General features: G+C 41.4%; 18 protein-coding genes. 7 read left to right on the top strand and 11 right to left on the bottom strand.

The window, feature by feature from the left end; translation table 11 throughout:
• Positions 1-27: 27 nt before the first annotated feature.
• From dnaJ to F824_RS0105105, 6 genes are all read right to left on the bottom strand, one after another.
• On the bottom strand, positions 28-1,131 hold the full coding sequence (gene dnaJ / locus F824_RS0105130; RefSeq protein WP_019596793.1) for a molecular chaperone DnaJ: 1,104 nt from the start codon (positions 1,129-1,131) through the stop codon (positions 28-30).
• 4 nt (positions 1,132-1,135) lie between these two features.
• The gene (locus F824_RS0105125) at positions 1,136-1,690 is read right to left on the bottom strand and encodes a nucleotide exchange factor GrpE (protein ID WP_019596792.1); all 555 of its coding nucleotides are present in this window, start codon (positions 1,688-1,690) and stop codon (positions 1,136-1,138) included.
• Between the two features lie 111 nt (positions 1,691-1,801).
• Positions 1,802-2,794 carry a GTPase ObgE gene (obgE, locus tag F824_RS0105120; RefSeq protein ID WP_019596791.1) on the bottom strand — a complete coding sequence of 331 codons (993 nt, stop codon included), beginning with the start codon at positions 2,792-2,794 and terminating at the stop codon, positions 1,802-1,804.
• A 94-nt stretch (positions 2,795-2,888) separates the two neighbouring features.
• Entirely contained in the window at positions 2,889-3,461 is a 573-nt protein-coding gene (locus F824_RS0105115; RefSeq protein WP_019596790.1) for an adenylate kinase, read from the bottom strand.
• Positions 3,462-3,502: 41 nt separating this feature from the next.
• Positions 3,503-4,033 carry a hypoxanthine phosphoribosyltransferase gene (gene hpt, locus F824_RS0105110; RefSeq protein WP_019596789.1) on the bottom strand — a complete coding sequence of 177 codons (531 nt, stop codon included), beginning with the start codon at positions 4,031-4,033 and terminating at the stop codon, positions 3,503-3,505.
• An 86-nt stretch (positions 4,034-4,119) separates the two neighbouring features.
• Positions 4,120-5,028: a hypothetical protein gene (locus F824_RS0105105; RefSeq protein ID WP_019596788.1), complete on the bottom strand. Its 909-nt coding sequence runs from the start codon at positions 5,026-5,028 to the stop codon at positions 4,120-4,122.
• Positions 5,029-5,202: 174 nt separating this feature from the next.
• Here F824_RS0105105 and F824_RS0105100 point away from each other — a divergent pair, with 174 nt between their 5' ends.
• From F824_RS0105100 to F824_RS0105075, 5 genes are all read left to right on the top strand, one after another.
• Positions 5,203-6,477: an OmpA family protein gene (locus F824_RS0105100; protein WP_019596787.1), complete on the top strand. Its 1,275-nt coding sequence runs from the start codon at positions 5,203-5,205 to the stop codon at positions 6,475-6,477.
• Between the two features lie 150 nt (positions 6,478-6,627).
• Entirely contained in the window at positions 6,628-7,920 is a 1,293-nt protein-coding gene (locus tag F824_RS0105090; RefSeq protein ID WP_019596785.1) for an OmpA family protein, read from the top strand.
• A gap of 51 nt (positions 7,921-7,971) precedes the next feature.
• Positions 7,972-8,625, top strand: coding sequence for a uracil phosphoribosyltransferase (upp, locus tag F824_RS0105085; RefSeq protein WP_019596784.1), 654 nt, complete (start codon positions 7,972-7,974; stop codon positions 8,623-8,625).
• A gap of 5 nt (positions 8,626-8,630) precedes the next feature.
• Positions 8,631-9,560: a calcium/sodium antiporter gene (locus F824_RS0105080; RefSeq protein WP_019596783.1), complete on the top strand. Its 930-nt coding sequence runs from the start codon at positions 8,631-8,633 to the stop codon at positions 9,558-9,560.
• Positions 9,557-10,015, top strand: coding sequence for a hypothetical protein (locus F824_RS0105075; protein ID WP_019596782.1), 459 nt, complete (start codon positions 9,557-9,559; stop codon positions 10,013-10,015). Before F824_RS0105080 ends, F824_RS0105075 begins: the two co-directional genes overlap by 4 nt.
• On the opposite strand, the gene sdaAA is transcribed toward F824_RS0105075, so the two are convergent.
• The 4 genes from sdaAA to F824_RS0105055 form a co-directional block, all read right to left on the bottom strand.
• A complete protein-coding gene (gene sdaAA / locus F824_RS0105070; protein ID WP_019596781.1) occupies positions 10,004-10,912 on the bottom strand; it encodes an L-serine ammonia-lyase, iron-sulfur-dependent, subunit alpha in 909 nt (302 codons plus the stop codon). The genes F824_RS0105075 and sdaAA overlap by 12 nt on opposite strands.
• 115 nt (positions 10,913-11,027) lie before the next feature.
• Positions 11,028-11,984, bottom strand: coding sequence for an FKBP-type peptidyl-prolyl cis-trans isomerase (locus tag F824_RS0105065; protein ID WP_026333508.1), 957 nt, complete (start codon positions 11,982-11,984; stop codon positions 11,028-11,030).
• A gap of 16 nt (positions 11,985-12,000) precedes the next feature.
• Positions 12,001-13,338, bottom strand: coding sequence for a porin family protein (locus F824_RS0105060; RefSeq protein WP_019596779.1), 1,338 nt, complete (start codon positions 13,336-13,338; stop codon positions 12,001-12,003).
• Positions 13,319-13,885 carry an RNA polymerase sigma factor gene (locus F824_RS0105055; protein ID WP_019596778.1) on the bottom strand — a complete coding sequence of 189 codons (567 nt, stop codon included), beginning with the start codon at positions 13,883-13,885 and terminating at the stop codon, positions 13,319-13,321. The genes F824_RS0105060 and F824_RS0105055 overlap by 20 nt, the downstream gene beginning before the upstream one ends.
• Before the next feature lie 412 nt (positions 13,886-14,297).
• Here F824_RS0105055 and F824_RS0105050 point away from each other — a divergent pair, with 412 nt between their 5' ends.
• Together F824_RS0105050 and lipA are read left to right on the top strand one after the other, a co-directional pair.
• A complete protein-coding gene (locus F824_RS0105050) occupies positions 14,298-15,029 on the top strand; it encodes a hypothetical protein (RefSeq protein ID WP_019596776.1) in 732 nt (243 codons plus the stop codon).
• A gap of 62 nt (positions 15,030-15,091) precedes the next feature.
• On the top strand, positions 15,092-15,970 hold the full coding sequence (gene lipA / locus F824_RS0105045) for a lipoyl synthase (protein WP_019596775.1): 879 nt from the start codon (positions 15,092-15,094) through the stop codon (positions 15,968-15,970).
• Between the two features lie 61 nt (positions 15,971-16,031).
• Here lipA and F824_RS0105040 read toward each other — a convergent pair whose 3' ends face one another.
• Positions 16,032-16,475 carry a UPF0158 family protein gene (locus F824_RS0105040; RefSeq protein ID WP_019596774.1) on the bottom strand — a complete coding sequence of 148 codons (444 nt, stop codon included), beginning with the start codon at positions 16,473-16,475 and terminating at the stop codon, positions 16,032-16,034.
• Between the last annotated feature and the right edge of the window lie 3 nt (positions 16,476-16,478).

Genomic DNA, 16,478 nt, shown 5'->3' with positions numbered 1-16,478 from the left:
CGGATTTGTATCCGGCTTCAATTTATTTTAAAAAAACTCTTTCATCTTCTCAAAGAAACTTTTCTCCGACTTGCTTGGGTCTGGTTTGAAGTTTTCTGATTCTCTTAGATTTTCAAGGATTTGCTTTTCTTCCTTGCTGAGTTGCTTTGGCGTCCAGACATTGACATGGATCAATTGATCACCTTTTCCATACCCGTTGATATCTTTGATACCCTTCCCTTTCAGGCGAAGCATTTTACCGCTTTGGGTAGCAGGGTCGATTTTTATTTTCACTTTCCCTTCTATGGTAGGCACTTCAATTTGAGCACCCAGTGCAGCATCGACAAAACTTACATAGAGATCATAGACAACGTTGTTGCCATCTCTCTGGAGAATCTCATCTTCTATCTCTTCGATGACGATCAAAAGATCTCCAGGAATCCCACCTGCAGTTTCATTTCCTTTTCCCGACATGCTCAATTGCATTCCATCTGCAACACCACCTGGAATATTGATCGAAATCACCTCTTCTTTCAGAAGTAGTCCCCTGGCATCTGCTTCTGCTGGTTTTTTGTCGACAATCTGTCCGCTTCCACCACAAGACGGGCAGGTACTTGCTGACACCATTTGACCCAACATGGTATTGACTACCTTTTTGATCTGGCCGGTTCCTTGACAGGAAGAGCAGGATTTGAAAGTGACGCCGTCTGCCAATATCTGGCGTTTTACTTTTATTTTCTTCTCAACACCATTGGCTATTTCCTGAAGGTTGAGCTTCAATTTCACTCGTAGATTGGTGCCTTTTTTTGTTCTTCGGCCTCCTCTGCCACCGCCAAAGAATGATTCAAAACCGCCTCCGCCAAAGATATCCCCAAATTGGGAGAATATATCTTCGGTGTTCATTCCTCCACCATAACCTCCGTTTGCACCGAGCCCTTGATGTCCAAATTGATCGTACCGTTGTCGCTTTTCAGCATTGCTCAATATTTCGTAAGCCTCAGCTGCTTCCTTGAATTTGTCCTCCGCAGCTGGATTGTCAGGATTTTTATCTGGATGAAACTGAATTGCTAATTTTCGATACGCTTTTTTTAATTCTTCAGAGGTTGCGCTTTTGGAAACACCCAATACCTCGTAATAATCTCTCTTTGCCATATTTTTACGCTCCTATTACCACTTTGGCATACCTTACTACTTTATCGCCAAGAGTATATCCCTTTTCAATAACATCAATCACCTTTCCTTTCAATTCTTCACTTGGCGCCGGCACATTGGTAATCGCTTCTTGTTTATCCGCATCAAAAGGCTTTCCTATCAAATCTTCCATGACTTTGAGCCCTTTTATTTCCAATACTTTCACAAGCTTGTGGAAAATCAACTGGTTGCCATTCCTTACCACTTCTACATCCTTTTCATCTTCACTGGCCTTGAATGCTCTTTCGAAATCATCCACAACAGGAATAATCTCAGCAATGACATCTTCGGAAGCTGTTTTGATCAAGTCAATCCTCTCCTTGGAGGTCCTTCTCCTGTAATTTTCGAATTCTGAGTAAAGTCTAAGGTATTTATCCTTTAACTCCTGAATTTCCCCAATCAACTTTTCCTCCCCTGACAATACATCGGCATCATTTTCAGTGACAGAAGCATCATTTGTCAAAACATCCTCTTCTTTATTGACTTCTTTCTCCTCAGGTGCAGTATTTTCGCTGTTCATCGCCTTTTATATCTTAATGTACACAAACTCCTCCAAGCGAGGATTTTTAACAATTCATTGATTCGACACAATTTGTTTGCCACAGCAGACAAACTGACAAACTGACATCTATTAGCTATTGATTGCCTGCCATAGCAGATCTTTCAATTTCTCCAGATTATATTGGCTGACAGCGGAGATAAAAATGTAGGGAAGGTCTTTGGGTATTTCCGCTTCCATTTCTTTCATCAATTCCTCGTCCAACATATCTGTTTTTGATATTGCCAGAATACGTTTCTTGTCCAATAATTCCGGATTGTATTTTTCCAGTTCATTCAAAAGAATTTTATACTGTTCGGCTATACTTCCTGCATCTGCGGGAATGAGGAAAAGCAAAATCGAATTCCTCTCGATATGTCTCAGAAATCTGGTACCCAATCCTTTTCCCTCTGCAGCCCCTTCAATGATCCCGGGGATATCTGCCATTACAAAGGATTTGTCATCTTTGTAACCCACCACTCCGAGATTGGGGACTAAAGTGGTAAAGGGGTAATCTCCAATTTCAGGTTTGGCCGCCGAAATAGAGGCCAAAAGTGTGGATTTTCCTGCATTGGGAAATCCAACCAAACCGACGTCTGCCAAAAGCTTCAATTCAAGAATCATCCATTCCTCGATTCCGGATTCTCCCGGCTGGGCATAATGGGGTGCTTGATTGGTTGCTGTTTTGAAATTTTCATTTCCCAAGCCTCCTCTTCCACCCTGCGTAAGGATTATTTCTTGTCCATCTTCGGTTATTTCGGCAACGATCTCATGGGTCTCGGCATTTCTAGCCACAGTTCCCAATGGAACTTCAAGGATGACATCCTCCCCATCCCTGCCTTTTCTTCTACCACCCTCTCCGCCTTTGCCACTTTCGGCGATGACGTGTTTCTTGTATTTCAAGTGGAGCAAAGTCCAGTGCTGGGTATTTCCCCTCAAAATTATGTGTCCTCCACGGCCTCCATCACCACCGTCTGGACCTCCCTTTGGCACATGTTTTTCTCTTCTGAAATGAACAGAACCTGGGCCACCGGCACCTGATCTTGAACAAAACTTCACATAATCAATAAAATTGGAATCGGCCACTGTTGTCGTTTTTAATATTGAGGTTCAACAAAAATGGCTAAGCAATTAAGCTTAGCCAATTTACGTAACCGCAAAGGTACAAATTATTTAAAGATTAATATTGGTCTATCACGGCCGATATCTTTTGGAAGATCTCATCAATCTCTCCAACGCCGTGAATTTTTTTGAGCTTGCCCTGGGTAGAATAATAATCAGAAACTGGTAGCGTTTCCTCTAAATAAACCCTAATCCTGGTCTCTATTTTTGATTCTTCCTGGTCATCAGCCCTGCCTGAAGTTTTACTTCTCTCACGGATTCGTTCCTTCAGAATTTCTTCGGGCACATCCAAGGCTATCATCCCCGAAATGCTCAAGGAGTTTTTTGAAAGCAATGCATCCAAAGCCTCAGCTTGCGCAACTGTCCTTGGAAAACCATCAAATATAAACCCATTCACCTCTGGGGTGCTTTTTATTTTATCTTCAACCATGCCAATCACCACTTCATCCGGGACCAATCTCCCCTCATCCATGTACTTTCTAGCCAATTTTCCCAGATCCGTCCCATCACCTAGGTGCTTTCTGAACAAATCTCCGGTTGCAATATGTGTCAAGTTGTATTTTGCTATTATTTTTTCGCTTTGGGTACCTTTTCCCGCCCCGGGAGGGCCAAATAGAACTATATTGAGCATAATCAGATTGTTAGGGTATAAAATCTATTGTCGGTTTAAAATCAATTTTTCAACTGGTAAATCTCGGGAAGGTTTCTTCCCCATCCATCATAATCCAATCCATATCCCACCACAAACTTATTGGGAATTTCAAACCCGATATAATCGATTTTGAAATCATATTTAAATGCCTCGGGCTTGAGCAAAAGAGTGGCAATCGCTATCTTTTTTGGGGTTTGTTTGAGAATCAGGGAGATCAGAAAATCCATAGTCAAACCTGAATCTACGATGTCCTCCACAATAATGACGCTCCTACCCGTCAGGTCAATATCAAGACCCATGAGGGTTTTGACATCACCAGTCGAAACAGTCCCCGAATAGGAGGCTATTTTAACAAGGGAAATTTCGGCCGGAATGGTCACGCGTTTGGCAAGGTCAGACAGGAACATAAAGGAACCATTCAAAACACCTAGCAATATCGGATCCTCTCCCGCAAAATCATTGGAAATTTGCACACCCAATTGGCTTACCCTTGAGGCAAGGTTATCAGAACTTATAAAAGGGACAAAATCCTTGTCTTTTACTTTAATCATCTCTCTAAACAAAAAAGCCCTCTATCGAAGGGCAATACAAATATAGGTAAAAATGGTTTGGTTAGAAGCCTTAAAAAGATAAATCCCTAAAGATGAGCCATTAAATATTTATACATCCGGAGCATACTCTCCAAATCCATCAAGGAAACCTTTTCAAAAGGGGTATGGACATTGTCCTCTGCGGCACCAATAAAACACCAGTCGATTGGATACGGGGAGAATTGAATCTCTTTTCCGTCACTGCCACCCACCCCTTCTACTTCTATTTGATAAGGAATCCCACTTTGCCGTGCCAAAGAAATAATCCTATCAATAAAGACCCTTCTTGGAATAAATTTATCGCGAATGGATATCGCTACACCATTATGATGATTGACCCCTTCGGTTATCCAAGTGATATCGGAAATCAAAGCTTGGCGTATCGGCGATTTTTTTTGGATAAAATCCAACAAAAAAGGAACACTTCCCCCTCCGTTTTCTTCATAAGTAGAGAAGACAATCCACCCATCTTCTATTTCCTCACACAGTTTCAATGCATTGTATATTCCAAGACGATTGTCCAAGTAGGCTGCCTGGATGAACTCATCATCAATTTTGATCTCCTGAGCAAAGGAGAAGCAAGTCCCGGGTAGAACGGCTCTCGGAAAATCATGGAATAAAAAATCTTCGACTATTTTTACATTACAGGAAATAGGGCCCAAAGCATCATTTCCCACGATTTTAGTGTCATCCAATAATTCAGGACCTCCAATGGTAATCAATTGATTTTCATACCTGGACATGAACCCAATCGTATCCAAATGTGCAAAAACAGCAGTTCTTGGATTACCAAATTTTAAAAGCACACAATCTTGAAATTGCTCCCCACAAAATACCTCAGGCAAAACCTTCCAGTCAAATTTACGTAATCCAATATAGCTTTTAAGGAATTCGTTAATTCTGGACTCGTCCCCGGACACACTTTGGATCTGCAATAATTCTCTTAATAGTTCCATTTTGGCACAATTTATGACATATTATTTGAAATTTCTTTACCTAAAAAAACCCAAAAGAATTTTAATAAAGTTTAAAGTTTTAAATTATTAATCTACATTTGTGATTAGTTAAAGTTTTATAAATTTGCATCTCAATCAATTAAACACTCAAACTTTGAAAAAAAATTTTTTATTATGAAAAAAATAATACTATCAACAATTCTAGCAGGTGCCCTAGCTATAGGAGCAAATGCGCAGACCGATTTTAACAAATGGTCAATTGAAGTAAATGGAGGATTTAACAAACCTATGGCACCGCTTACGCCTGGTTTCTTGTCTCCTTCATTGAACCTTGGACATGCAGACCTTGGTGTAAGGTACATGTTCAATGAAAAATTTGGTGCGAAGCTTGATTATGGCTTCGGTTCTTTCAAAGAGTCGGATGGAAACAGCCCTGGCTTCTCTACTAATTACTATAGATTGAACCTTCAGGGTGTTGCCAATTTGGGCAGGATCATGAATTGGGAATCTTTCACAAGAAGAGTAAATCTATTGGGTCATTTTGGAGCAGGTATCGGTCAAGTAAGCCCGCAAGAGAATACTTTTAATGATTTCAATGATCAGGTTTACAATTTCATTGCTGGCTTCACAGGTCAAGTGAAATTATCTGAAAGAGTTGCTTTGACTGGTGATATCAGCACTATCCTTAACGGTCGTCAGACGGTAGCATTTGACGGAGCTTCTGCAATCGGACCTCAAGACAATGGTTTCTACGGAACCAATGGTACTTGGTGGACAGGAACTTTAGGTTTGAATTTCTATCTTGGAAGCAAGGCAAGTCATGCTGACTGGTACATCGCTCCAGAGAAGTATGCAACCAAAGAAGAATTGGCAACACAGATCGGTGAGATCAAAGATATGTTGAAGGATTCTGACGGTGATGGTATTCCAGATTACTTGGACAAAGAGCCAAATACTCCAGCAAATGCAAGAGTAGATTCTAGCGGAAGAACACTTGATTCTGACGGTGATGGCATCCCTGATCACTTGGACAAATGTCCTTTTGCTCCTGGTCCAGCATCAAATGAAGGTTGTCCAATCGAAGAGGTAAAAGAAATCGATTACTTCAAAAAAGCAATCAACGAAGGTTATGTTAATGTATACTATGCATTTGACAGCTCAAAACCACTTGGTTATTCTGCATCTGCAACTAACTACGTAGCAAACTTCTTGAAGAAAAATCCATCTGTAAGTGTAGAAATTAAAGGATTCGCTGACGAATTGGGTCCTGAAGATTACAACATGAGACTTTCTGAAAGAAGAGCAAAAGCAGTTTATGACATGTTGATTTCCAGTGGAATCGATGCTTCAAGACTTTCTTACAAAGGTTACGGTGAAGACACTAGCGTAGACAAAAAATCTGCTGATGCTCGTCAACTTGCAAGAAGAGCAAGTTTCGAAGTGAAGTAATTCAACCGAAATAAATATTGAAAGCCCAATCCATCAGGATTGGGCTTTTTTTTGACCAAAATCAAAATGAGGAGAAACCCATATATTGGGAAATTTCTCTACTTTTGCATTGAAAAAATTCCTTACATCACCGCCTAAACTCACTTTGAAATGCAGAAAATTATATTTTCCATTTGTCTTTTAACTTTACTCGCTGGTTTTTCAAAAGCTCAAACTGAGTATAACCAATGGTCAATAGAAACCTCTGCCGGATTCAATAAAGCAATGGCCCCTTTTACACCGGGCTATTATAGCCCTACCCTAAACATTGGGCATTTGGATGTTGGTACGAGGTACATGTTCAATGAAAAATTTGGCGTAAAGGGTGATATTGGATTTGGCCAATTCAGGGAAGCGAAAGGAATTAGCCCCGAGTTCCGAACCAACTACCTTCGGTTTTCCGGTCAGGGTGTCGCCAATTTAGGGAAAATCATGAACTGGCATTCCTTCAGCAATAAATTTGGACTTTTATTCCATGCCGGATCTGGATTTTCAAGGATAGACTACAAAACCAGCAGATTAGGAGATATTAGACCAGATTATGTTTACAATATTATCTCGGGATTCACCGGCCAAATCAAATTAACAGAACGATTGGCCCTAACGGGTGATGTGACCATGGTCATAAATGGGAGGCAAACCCTTAATCTGGATGGAAATGAATATAACTCTCCCGTTATCACGATCTTCCCTATAAATCCGTATGTACACGCCACAGGGACCTGGTGGACCGGAACTTTAGGATTAAACTTTTATTTGGGTAAAAAAGAAACCCATGCAGACTGGTATATCGCTCCAGAAAAATACGCTACCAAAGAAGAACTTGCCTCTGAAATCGGACAAATCAAAGACATGTTGAAAGATTCGGATGGGGATGGTATCCCGGATTATTTGGACAAAGAGCCAAATACTCCCGCTGACGCAAGAGTTGATTCAAGTGGAAGAACGGTTGATTCCGATGGGGATGGTATTCCTGACCATTTGGACAAATGTCCTTTCGTCCCTGGTCCAGCTTCCAACGAAGGTTGCCCAATAGATGAAGTGAAGGAAGTCGATTACTTCAAAAAAGCCATCAATGAAGGATATGTGAATGTATATTTTGCTTTTGACAGTGCCAATCCACTTGGATACTCTGCATCAGCAACGAACTACGTCGCAAACTTCCTCAAGAAAAACCCGGAAGTAAAGGTAGAAATAAAAGGATTCGCAGACGAATTGGGACCTGAAAACTATAACATTAAACTTTCAGAGAGAAGGGCAAAAGGCGTTTACCAAATATTGATATCTTCGGGAATCGATCCCTCAAGACTTTCCTACAAAGGTTACGGAGAAGATACCAGCGTGGAGAAATCATCAGCCGATGCCAGACAACTGGCGAGAAGAGTCAGCTTTGAAGTGAAGTAAACTCCAATTTCAAAAATTATCAAAATCAACCTTGTCATTTCCCAATTAAATATGTTTGTCCTAAACCAATCAAAAAGTATTGCAAATCAATTCCTTGCCGAATTGAGGGATATACATATCCAAAAAGACAGCATGCGTTTTCGTAAAAACCTTGAAAGGCTAGGGGAAATCATGGCGTATGAGGTGTCGAAATCACTCGCTTACCAAAACAAAGAAATAACAACACCCCTCCAAACCACGAGTCTTGCGGTTCTGGCAGACCAACCTGTGCTAATTGGGATTTTAAGGGCTGCATTACCTTTTTTTCAGGGCTTTTTAAATTTTTATGATCAGGCAGAAAGTGGTTTTATTGGTGCATATAGACAAGAAAAAAAAACGAATGGGGAGGAGGCAATAGAAATTGATTTCTTATACCAAGCAGCCCCTTCCATTGAAGGAAAAGAGGTCATCCTAATAGACCCGATGCTGGCTACGGGGAAGTCTTATGTCACAAGCATCGAACACCTGCTTAAAAATGGGACGCCGAAAAAAATTCATATTGTGAGCGTCATAGGGGCTCCCGAAGGAATCGCTTACATCGGTCAAAACACCAAAATCCCAATTCAATTCTGGATTTGTGCGATCGATGAAAAATTAAATGACCAAGCATATATCCTTCCCGGTTTGGGTGATGCGGGAGATCTTTCTTTCGGAGAAAAAATTTAAAATTGATGATTTATTTACTCTTAGTTATTGGACTGGTCATTTTATTGGCCGGCGGGAAACTTCTGGTGGACGGAGCTTCCGCTTTGGCTGCAAAATTGGGCTTGAGCGCTGGCTTGATTGGTTTGACCGTGGTGTCCTTTGGCACTTCAGCTCCCGAGCTTTTGGTCAGTGTGAGTGCTGCCTTAAAAGGAAACAGCGATATTTCGTTGGGAAATGTAATTGGATCAAACATCACCAATATCTCTTTGGTTTTGGGAATCAGTGCGATCGTATTTCCAATAGCCATCCATAAGTCGGTCTTAAAATTGGACTACCTTTTCATGCTATTGAGTTCATTGCTTTTTTATATTCTTTCATTCAATGGCCTCATCTCTAGAATTGAAGGGATATTGTTTGTCATTTTATTGGTGGTTTTAAATTGGTATTTCTTTAGAAAACTCAAAGGACCTGCGGCCGAATTGGATGAGGAAGAGACCGAAAATTTGAAAAAATCACCAATATGGAAGGCCATTGCCTTGGTTTTGGGGGGCGTCTTGGGTTTGTATTTCGGTGCGGATTTATTCGTCGACAATGCTGTCGAAATATCCAAAATATTTGGAATCAGTGAACGCGTGATCGGTGTTACAGTTATCGCAATTGGCACAAGTCTGCCAGAATTGACTACATCCATCATTGCAGCGATCAATAAAAAAACGGATATCGCGATCGGTAATATTCTTGGAAGCAATATCATGAACATCCTTGCAATCATTGGCATCACCGCCTTGGTTCAGCCGATATCTGTCTCGGAGGTCTTTCTGAAACAAGATTTTATCTGGATGCTTGCTTTGACTTTACTTCTATTCCCTATCCTCAGGACAAAGCTTAGGATTTCGAGGTGGGAAGGTATGTTGTTGGTGATGGTATATGCCGTTTATATTTTCACCATTCTATGATCACCTACCTATTGAAATTCTTGGGGATTTACGTAATCTGCCTCTTTAAATTTGTAGCCGGGCCGATTCTTGGCTATACCGCGGGTTATGGTCTGTTTGAAATCATCCTTGTTTCTGTAAGCGGAATGATGACCACTGTCATTTTGCTGACCTATCTTGGCGATTGGTTTAAAGCTTACTGGGCAATAAGGGTCACCACCAAGAAAAAACGCTTTACGCCCAAAATTCGACGTATTGTCAAAATTTGGCAAAAATTTGGGGCCGCAGGAATCGCATTCATCACCCCAATATTTCTAACCCCAATTGGTGGAACAATCATCATGAATGCATTTGGGGTCAAAAAAAATAAAATTTTCCTCTACATGTTGATCAGCGGTTTGGTGTGGGCGACCCTTATGGGATTAAGCATCGAAGGGGTGCTCCAAATACCTTTCTTCAACGATCTACTCAGGTAGCGTTTCATCGGGCAAAATCTCAATGTCCCGGATCAAAACCCTTTTGGCTATTGTCTGACCCGTTAGCGTCATCGCTAAGCCTCCCATTGCGGTTTCCTTGTACTTACTCTCCATCGAAGACCCGATCTCTCCCATCGCTTCAATACATTCGTCAACAGGGATAACAGCACTGACGTCAGCCAATGCAATCTGTGCCGAACTGTTGGCAATTGCCGCGGCGCTTGCATTTCTAACCACACAGGGGATCTCAACCAAGCCCGCCACTGGGTCACAGATCAGTCCTAACATACACTGAATGGTAATGGCCACTGCATTGAAAACTTGTTCAATCGTCCCGTCAAGACAATAGACCATTGCCCCGGCAGCCATTGCCGCTGCGGATCCAGTTTCTGCCTGGCATCCACCAACGGCACCCGCCAAACTTGCTTTTTCCTCTATAATCAATGCAATTCCGGCACCGACCAAAAGACCCTCCAAAATTTTCCTGTCTGACAAATGATGAATTTCCTGTAGGGTGTACAAAGTCCCTGGAAGAATTCCGGAAGCCCCTGCTGTAGGTGCTGCCACGACACGCCCCATGCAAGAATTGACCTCTTTGGCAGCGAGAGCCCTTGAAATCAACCTCTGGAACTCTGGCGACAATACCGATACCGGATGGTTATAAACTTTTTTAGCCCCATTGTTGATCATGCCGGATCTAGAGGTCATGTCTTCCCGAAGACCTGTTTCCACAGCATCCTTCATCACCGTGTAGGCTTTCTGAAGTCCTTCCCAAATATCTTTCTCCGACTTCCCTTTTTGGACAATCTCATATTCAATTACTGAATCATAGAGATTGGCACCATTTTCTTCACAATATTTTTTCCATCCCTTAAAACTTTCAAAAAGATAACTCATTCTATACTTGGGTTTGTTTACACCAAAGTTGGGAATTGCATCGGATAAAAAAAATTTTTTGAAATGAAAAGAAAAAGCCCCGTTTGAAGATTCAAACGGGGCTTTTTCTGGTAGTCTATTTCACATCCACGATCGTCGCTTTGAACAGCAAGGGTTCGTAAGGTCTTGCAATCTGGTTGATGATTGATTTTTCAAAAAGATCCTTTCTGATGCCATAGGGAAAAACCTGTGATGTTCCTCCATATCCCAAATGGGATGGAGCAATCACTTCAATTTCCATGGTTTTGTTAACTTTCATGAGCGATAAATCCAAAAATTTCAAATTTGTGGAAAGGCCCAAGGAAATCTGAAAGGGAACATTGTTCGTTGACTCCGCAAGTAGAAGCTGCCCCTCCAGTTGAATGAGTTTGTATGTAAAACCTACCACACTACCGGTTTTTGATTCCACATTTTCGGCTGAACCTGGGTTGACAATTTTCACATAGAGACCATCCGGCGATCTGACAAATCCTTCCAACCCTTTTTCTTCTATGTAAGATTCAATCAATCCTTGCTCAAATACTTTCAGCTCCTCTTTTTCATAGGTTTTGGCATACTTAACCTTCACTACCAAGTTGGAATTGGGAAGCACCAATTGCTGATAGCCATAGTTTTGGTAGCCAAGATAGGAGGGAATATAAAGTGTAAAGGTTTCTCCTTCCCTTGCCAAACCCGAGGCAAAATTCATCGCTCTTGGGATCAAGCCTCCTTCACTGTAGCTATAAAGCCTTGGCGGTTTTGATTCATCAAGATGACTCTCTATCAATTGTCCTTCGATGTTTTTGATTTCATAATAGATGCCCACGATATCATCATTGACAATTTGATTTCCCAGATCATTCGCAATTTCCTTTTTGTAATAATAACCGACTTGGGTTTCCGTTGCCTCAATGTTATTTTTAGTGAGGTATTCCTTAATTATTTTATCGTCCCTGACAACAGCTAGCTCAAAATCCGATTTCTCAGTTTCAATGCATCCAACCGACATGATCGCCAAGCCTAGAACAGAAAATATTGAATGTTTAATATTCATAATCACAATTGCTTTTTTATTTTTTGAGTTGAAAATTCATCCTTAAATTAATCCCGCCAATGGAAAACTGTTGATTGACAAAAGTCTGATTCCCGATAGACATTTTATAGAACGGCTCCAATGAAAGGAATGTACCATTGGAAAGGTTGTATTCATAACCTACCGAAAGATTGAGCAGCCTTCCACTGTCTGTGTTGTTCATATTTCCTTCAGGCTGGGTTGTTTCCGTAAAGGTCTGTACCATGGGTTTTGCGGTCATGAATCCTACGTTGGAAAAATTAGCGGCACTAAAGGTTCCCACGTTCTTCTGATTAAGGTAAACCATATTTGACAATCCGGTAATCAAATAAAACGCTGATGCATTTTTTTCCATCACCCTATATTTAAGGTTGATGGGGATCTCCAGTTGCCCAAAACTTAGCTCATAACTCGCATTCAATAAATTATTGGAAAAATTTGCTTGTCTGTCTTGGATGTCCATGGCGAGATACCCACCTCGATTACTTCCTCCCGTAGGTGTCAGGTTCTGTTTTGCATAAGCCAGTCCCACATCCAGCTTAAGTCTTTTTGAGAATGCAAATTCTGTCATTAGTCCCCCGCCCAAATTGAGGGACTGTGTGGCATTGGAAATGGATTGTGGCGCTAGCAATACGCCCAAACGAAAGGATTTCGCAAAACTCTCCCCACTTTTTTCCTCCTCCAATTTCGGATTGGCATCAGCCAACCATTCGTTGATGGTTTTCTGGGCATTTTCCGGCTCAGACATTGATTCCTTATCTTTTAATATACTGATTAAAGGAGCCGGGTTGATTTCTGATTCCACTTTTCTCCCCAAATCCACCACTTGTCCATTTTCGGATTCAAAATGGGTTATGGTACCCTTTCTTTCTTCCGAATCGGGGAGTCTCGCCAAATTCAAGGAAGGTTTAACCTCAGTTGATTTTCCGGACAGAAATTTGATTGAAGTATTCCTATTAATTGACTCTTGCGTTTTTACCTGATGCGTATCGCTATTGGCAGCACTAGGCTTCAATTCGTCGGGATTTTGATTTGTTTTTTTTGCTCCCAAATCTCCATCGGCCTCGGAAGTCTGGCTTTTCACGGATAAAGTATCCGCTTGTGATAACCGTGATTTCTCCTCTGTTCCCCTCTCCGGGATTAGGAAAAATGAGATCACGAGGGCCGCAGCAATTCCAGCTATCCAAATTCCCCATTTGGATAGATATCCTCTTTTCATGGACCCATAGTAAGTCCTTGAAAATTTCTCCCATTCCTTGGGATCAAATGGCTCTTCATTTTGGAGAAAGGAGTCTTTGATCTTTTCAACAAGTTTCTTATCGAATTGCTCCCTCATTCTTGATCTGATTTATTTCTGTAACTTTTTCTCTTAATTTTTGCTTTGCCCTGGCCAGGTAGGTTCTGGATGTGCTTGCAGGAATGTCCAATTGCTCCCCTATTTCATTATGGGAAAACCCCTCTATTTCATACATATTGAAAACCATCCTCAGCATTTCGGGCAGCGCTCTCAAGAGAGATAGAATGTCATCTTTGGAAAGCTGGCTGATGATCTCCGGCTCAAGACTCTCGGCATCGGCTTTTTCAATATCCATGACGCTGAAATACTTTACATTTTTCCGATAATAATCAATTGAGGTATTGATCAATATCCGCCGAAACCAGCCTTTGAAGGAATTGGAGGTATTGTATTGCGGTAGTTTATCAAAAACCTTCATGAAGCTGTCATTCACGATTTCACAAGCCTCTTCTCTCGAGTTGGAATACCTCAAAGCAATGCTCATGGCATAGCCATAGAAATGTTTATAAAACATCTCCAATGACTTGGAATCGCCTTGTTTGGCTTTTTGTATGAGATGGTGCTCCAAAGAATTGTTGTTTGACATCGGCCGCTTCTGGTATAAGACGAATGAAGAGCGAAAAACGCTACACAGGCAAAAATAATCTTTCTACTTTTTTTCCTCTTTAAGAATCTAAATCCTCTTCCATTTCCCAGGGATTGAATTTCCTGCTTCTGGTAAAATAGCCATACTGGCTTGGAGTTAGAAATTCCGATTTCCCCCATTCCCCACGAGCAGCCACGCAACATTCACAAAGCCTCTACGGGAAAATCTGCTGTATAATAAGGTGCTAGCCTTCTTTGGAAATGAAAGGTCGCTTAATTCATCTTTCTATTCTGAAATGCGGATGGGAAAAGATTTACCAAAAAACCGTTTTAAATAGAAGCCATAAACACTTACTTTTATTATTCGTTTAGTAACTTAGACCCAAAATTAGCGTTAAATTCCTGACTAAGACATGAAAAAAGGGATAAAATATATATTCGCATCGGCATTCTTGATGGTCCACTTTTTATCTTTTGGACAGCGGGAAGATGCCGGCAACTATGAATATGATCGGGAAGTGCTTTTTGGGATCAACAAAAACACGAATGGCGGCTTGATCGGTGGCTTTTCCATGAAGATTGGGACGCGGATCGACGATACGAATTTCCAGTTTTTCGGATTGGAGCTGTCCCATGTCAAAAACACTAAGGAAGCAAGGTATCCTACCCCTTTAGGAAATTCCTTTATTTTCGGAAAATCCAACTATCTCTATTCCATTCGCCCACACTATGGAAGGGAAATTATATTGTTCAGAAAAGCACCTCAGCAGGGCGTACAGATTTCCGCATTGGCAGCAGTGGGCCCAAGCATAGGTATTATCGCCCCCTATTATGTAGAATACCCCATAAGTCGTACCGAGACAGTCAGGGAACAATACAATCCTGAAGTCCACCAAAGCCGATTCAACATCCTTGGACCTGGACGTTTGTTTGAAGGGATAGGGGAATCAGAACTCGCAATCGGAGCCAATGCGAAAGCGGCATTGTCCTTTGAATTCGGGATTTTCAAATCCAGTGTTACCGGTGTGGAACTAGGATACCAATTGGAGGGTTTTACCAAAGAAATCCCCTTGATGCCGACAACTGATAACAGGCAAATATTCCAGTCTGTATATTTCACCTTTTTCTACGGCTTCAGGAAATAGAGATTCCATTGGGTTTCTAAGCCCTTATCCATTAATTTTGTCCATCCATAAAGTAAGACACAATGATCGAATTACCCGTAATTTCCCAAGAAGCGACCAAAAGAAAAAAACCCGACTGGCTGAGGGTGAAGTTACCGATAGGGAAGGAATATGCGAATGTCAGAAAACTCGTTGATGAACATAAACTCCACACCATTTGCGAAAGCGGCAACTGCCCCAATATGGGCGAATGCTGGGGCGCTGGTACTGCAACCTTCATGATATTGGGTAATGTATGTACCCGATCTTGTTCTTTCTGCGCAGTGGCCACTGGAAGACCACCGGAGTACGACACAGATGAGCCGAGGAGGGTTGCCGAGGCGATTAAACTGATGGGGGTAAAACACGCAGTACTTACTTCTGTCAATAGAGACGAACTGAAAGACCGGGGCGCCGAAATATGGTACCAAACGGTGGTTGAAACAAAAAAACTTTCCCCTAAAACAACAATAGAAACGCTTATTCCAGATGTAAAATCCAACTGGGATGCTTTATACCGAATGATCAGCGGCGGCCAAGAAGTGGTTTCCCACAATATGGAAACTGTGGAAAGCCTTTACCGCAGGGTTCGGCCACAGGCAAGGTACAACCGCTCTTTGGAACAAATCAAATTGACCAAGGAATATGGAAAAAGAACCAAGACCGGAATCATGCTGGGCTTAGGAGAAAAACAAGATGAAGTTTTCAAGGCTATGGAAGACCTTGTTACCCATGGGTGTGACATTTTGACCTTGGGACAATATCTACAACCCACCAAAATGCATATCGAAGTCGCGGAGTTTATCCATCCGGATGTATTTGCAATGTATCGCGAAGAAGGACTAAAAAGAGGATTGAAATACGTGGAGTCCGGCCCTTTGGTCAGGTCCTCTTATCATGCCGAAAGACATGTCAATGTGTAAGCAATCCCTAAACTAGCATATATCAAGAAAGCCGCTGAAATCTCAGCGGCTTTTTTAATGTCTATTCTTCTTCGGTATAATTAAAACTATCGGCTTGTTCCATCACCCAGTCTTTGTACTTCTGGAGTCTGAACTCGATCCATCTGTCCTTGTACTTGCCAGAACTGTCGATCAAAAACTTAAATCCCGTGGCTGGCTTTGGTTTACTTAAGGCATTGACCAATTCATCTTGAAAATTTTTTTCTTTTACCACATAATCGGTAAAATGCTCCATCATCTGATGTTCTTGGTTGGGCTCCATTTTGGTAAACTCGGCAAAATTATCAGGATTTTCATCAATTTCATCCAGTATATCCTCTTCTTCCGGGGTTAAATCATAATTGAAATAATCCTCGTCATCTGGCAGGTGATAGATTTTTTTGTTGTCTAATTGATAAAAACAAATCATCCCCTTTAGCAGGAGTGCTGCTATTTTCTCGGCTTCTTTTTCTGACAGGGTCAACATTAT

It is taken from the genome of Rhodonellum psychrophilum GCM71 = DSM 17998 (genome assembly GCF_000381545.1).
Taxonomy (GTDB): Bacteria; Bacteroidota; Bacteroidia; order Cytophagales; family Cyclobacteriaceae; genus Rhodonellum; species Rhodonellum psychrophilum.
The sequence above is the reverse complement of the archived record's forward strand: the minus strand, read 5'-3'. Positions and strand labels throughout refer to the sequence as shown.

Bases quoted from the DNA above. Each gene is read 5' to 3' on its own strand.
- dnaJ (WP_019596793.1), bottom strand. From the start codon at position 1,131: ATGGCAAAGAGAGATTATTACGAGGTATTGGGTGTTTCCAAAAGCGCA.
- F824_RS0105125 (WP_019596792.1), bottom strand. From the start codon at position 1,690: ATGAACAGCGAAAATACTGCACCTGAGGAGAAAGAAGTCAATAAAGAA.
- F824_RS0105115 (WP_019596790.1), bottom strand. From the start codon at position 3,461: ATGCTCAATATAGTTCTATTTGGCCCTCCCGGGGCGGGAAAAGGTACC.
- hpt (WP_019596789.1), bottom strand. From the start codon at position 4,033: ATGATTAAAGTAAAAGACAAGGATTTTGTCCCTTTTATAAGTTCTGAT.
- F824_RS0105105 (WP_019596788.1), bottom strand. From the start codon at position 5,028: ATGGAACTATTAAGAGAATTATTGCAGATCCAAAGTGTGTCCGGGGAC.
- F824_RS0105100 (WP_019596787.1), top strand. From the start codon at position 5,203: ATGAAAAAAATAATACTATCAACAATTCTAGCAGGTGCCCTAGCTATA.
- F824_RS0105090 (WP_019596785.1), top strand. From the start codon at position 6,628: ATGCAGAAAATTATATTTTCCATTTGTCTTTTAACTTTACTCGCTGGT.
- upp (WP_019596784.1), top strand. From the start codon at position 7,972: ATGTTTGTCCTAAACCAATCAAAAAGTATTGCAAATCAATTCCTTGCC.
- F824_RS0105080 (WP_019596783.1), top strand. From the start codon at position 8,631: ATGATTTATTTACTCTTAGTTATTGGACTGGTCATTTTATTGGCCGGC.
- F824_RS0105075 (WP_019596782.1), top strand. From the start codon at position 9,557: ATGATCACCTACCTATTGAAATTCTTGGGGATTTACGTAATCTGCCTC.
- sdaAA (WP_019596781.1), bottom strand. From the start codon at position 10,912: ATGAGTTATCTTTTTGAAAGTTTTAAGGGATGGAAAAAATATTGTGAA.
- F824_RS0105065 (WP_026333508.1), bottom strand. From the start codon at position 11,984: ATGAATATTAAACATTCAATATTTTCTGTTCTAGGCTTGGCGATCATG.
- F824_RS0105060 (WP_019596779.1), bottom strand. From the start codon at position 13,338: ATGAGGGAGCAATTCGATAAGAAACTTGTTGAAAAGATCAAAGACTCC.
- F824_RS0105055 (WP_019596778.1), bottom strand. From the start codon at position 13,885: ATGTCAAACAACAATTCTTTGGAGCACCATCTCATACAAAAAGCCAAA.
- F824_RS0105050 (WP_019596776.1), top strand. From the start codon at position 14,298: ATGAAAAAAGGGATAAAATATATATTCGCATCGGCATTCTTGATGGTC.
- lipA (WP_019596775.1), top strand. From the start codon at position 15,092: ATGATCGAATTACCCGTAATTTCCCAAGAAGCGACCAAAAGAAAAAAA.
- F824_RS0105040 (WP_019596774.1), bottom strand. From the start codon at position 16,475: ATGTTGACCCTGTCAGAAAAAGAAGCCGAGAAAATAGCAGCACTCCTG.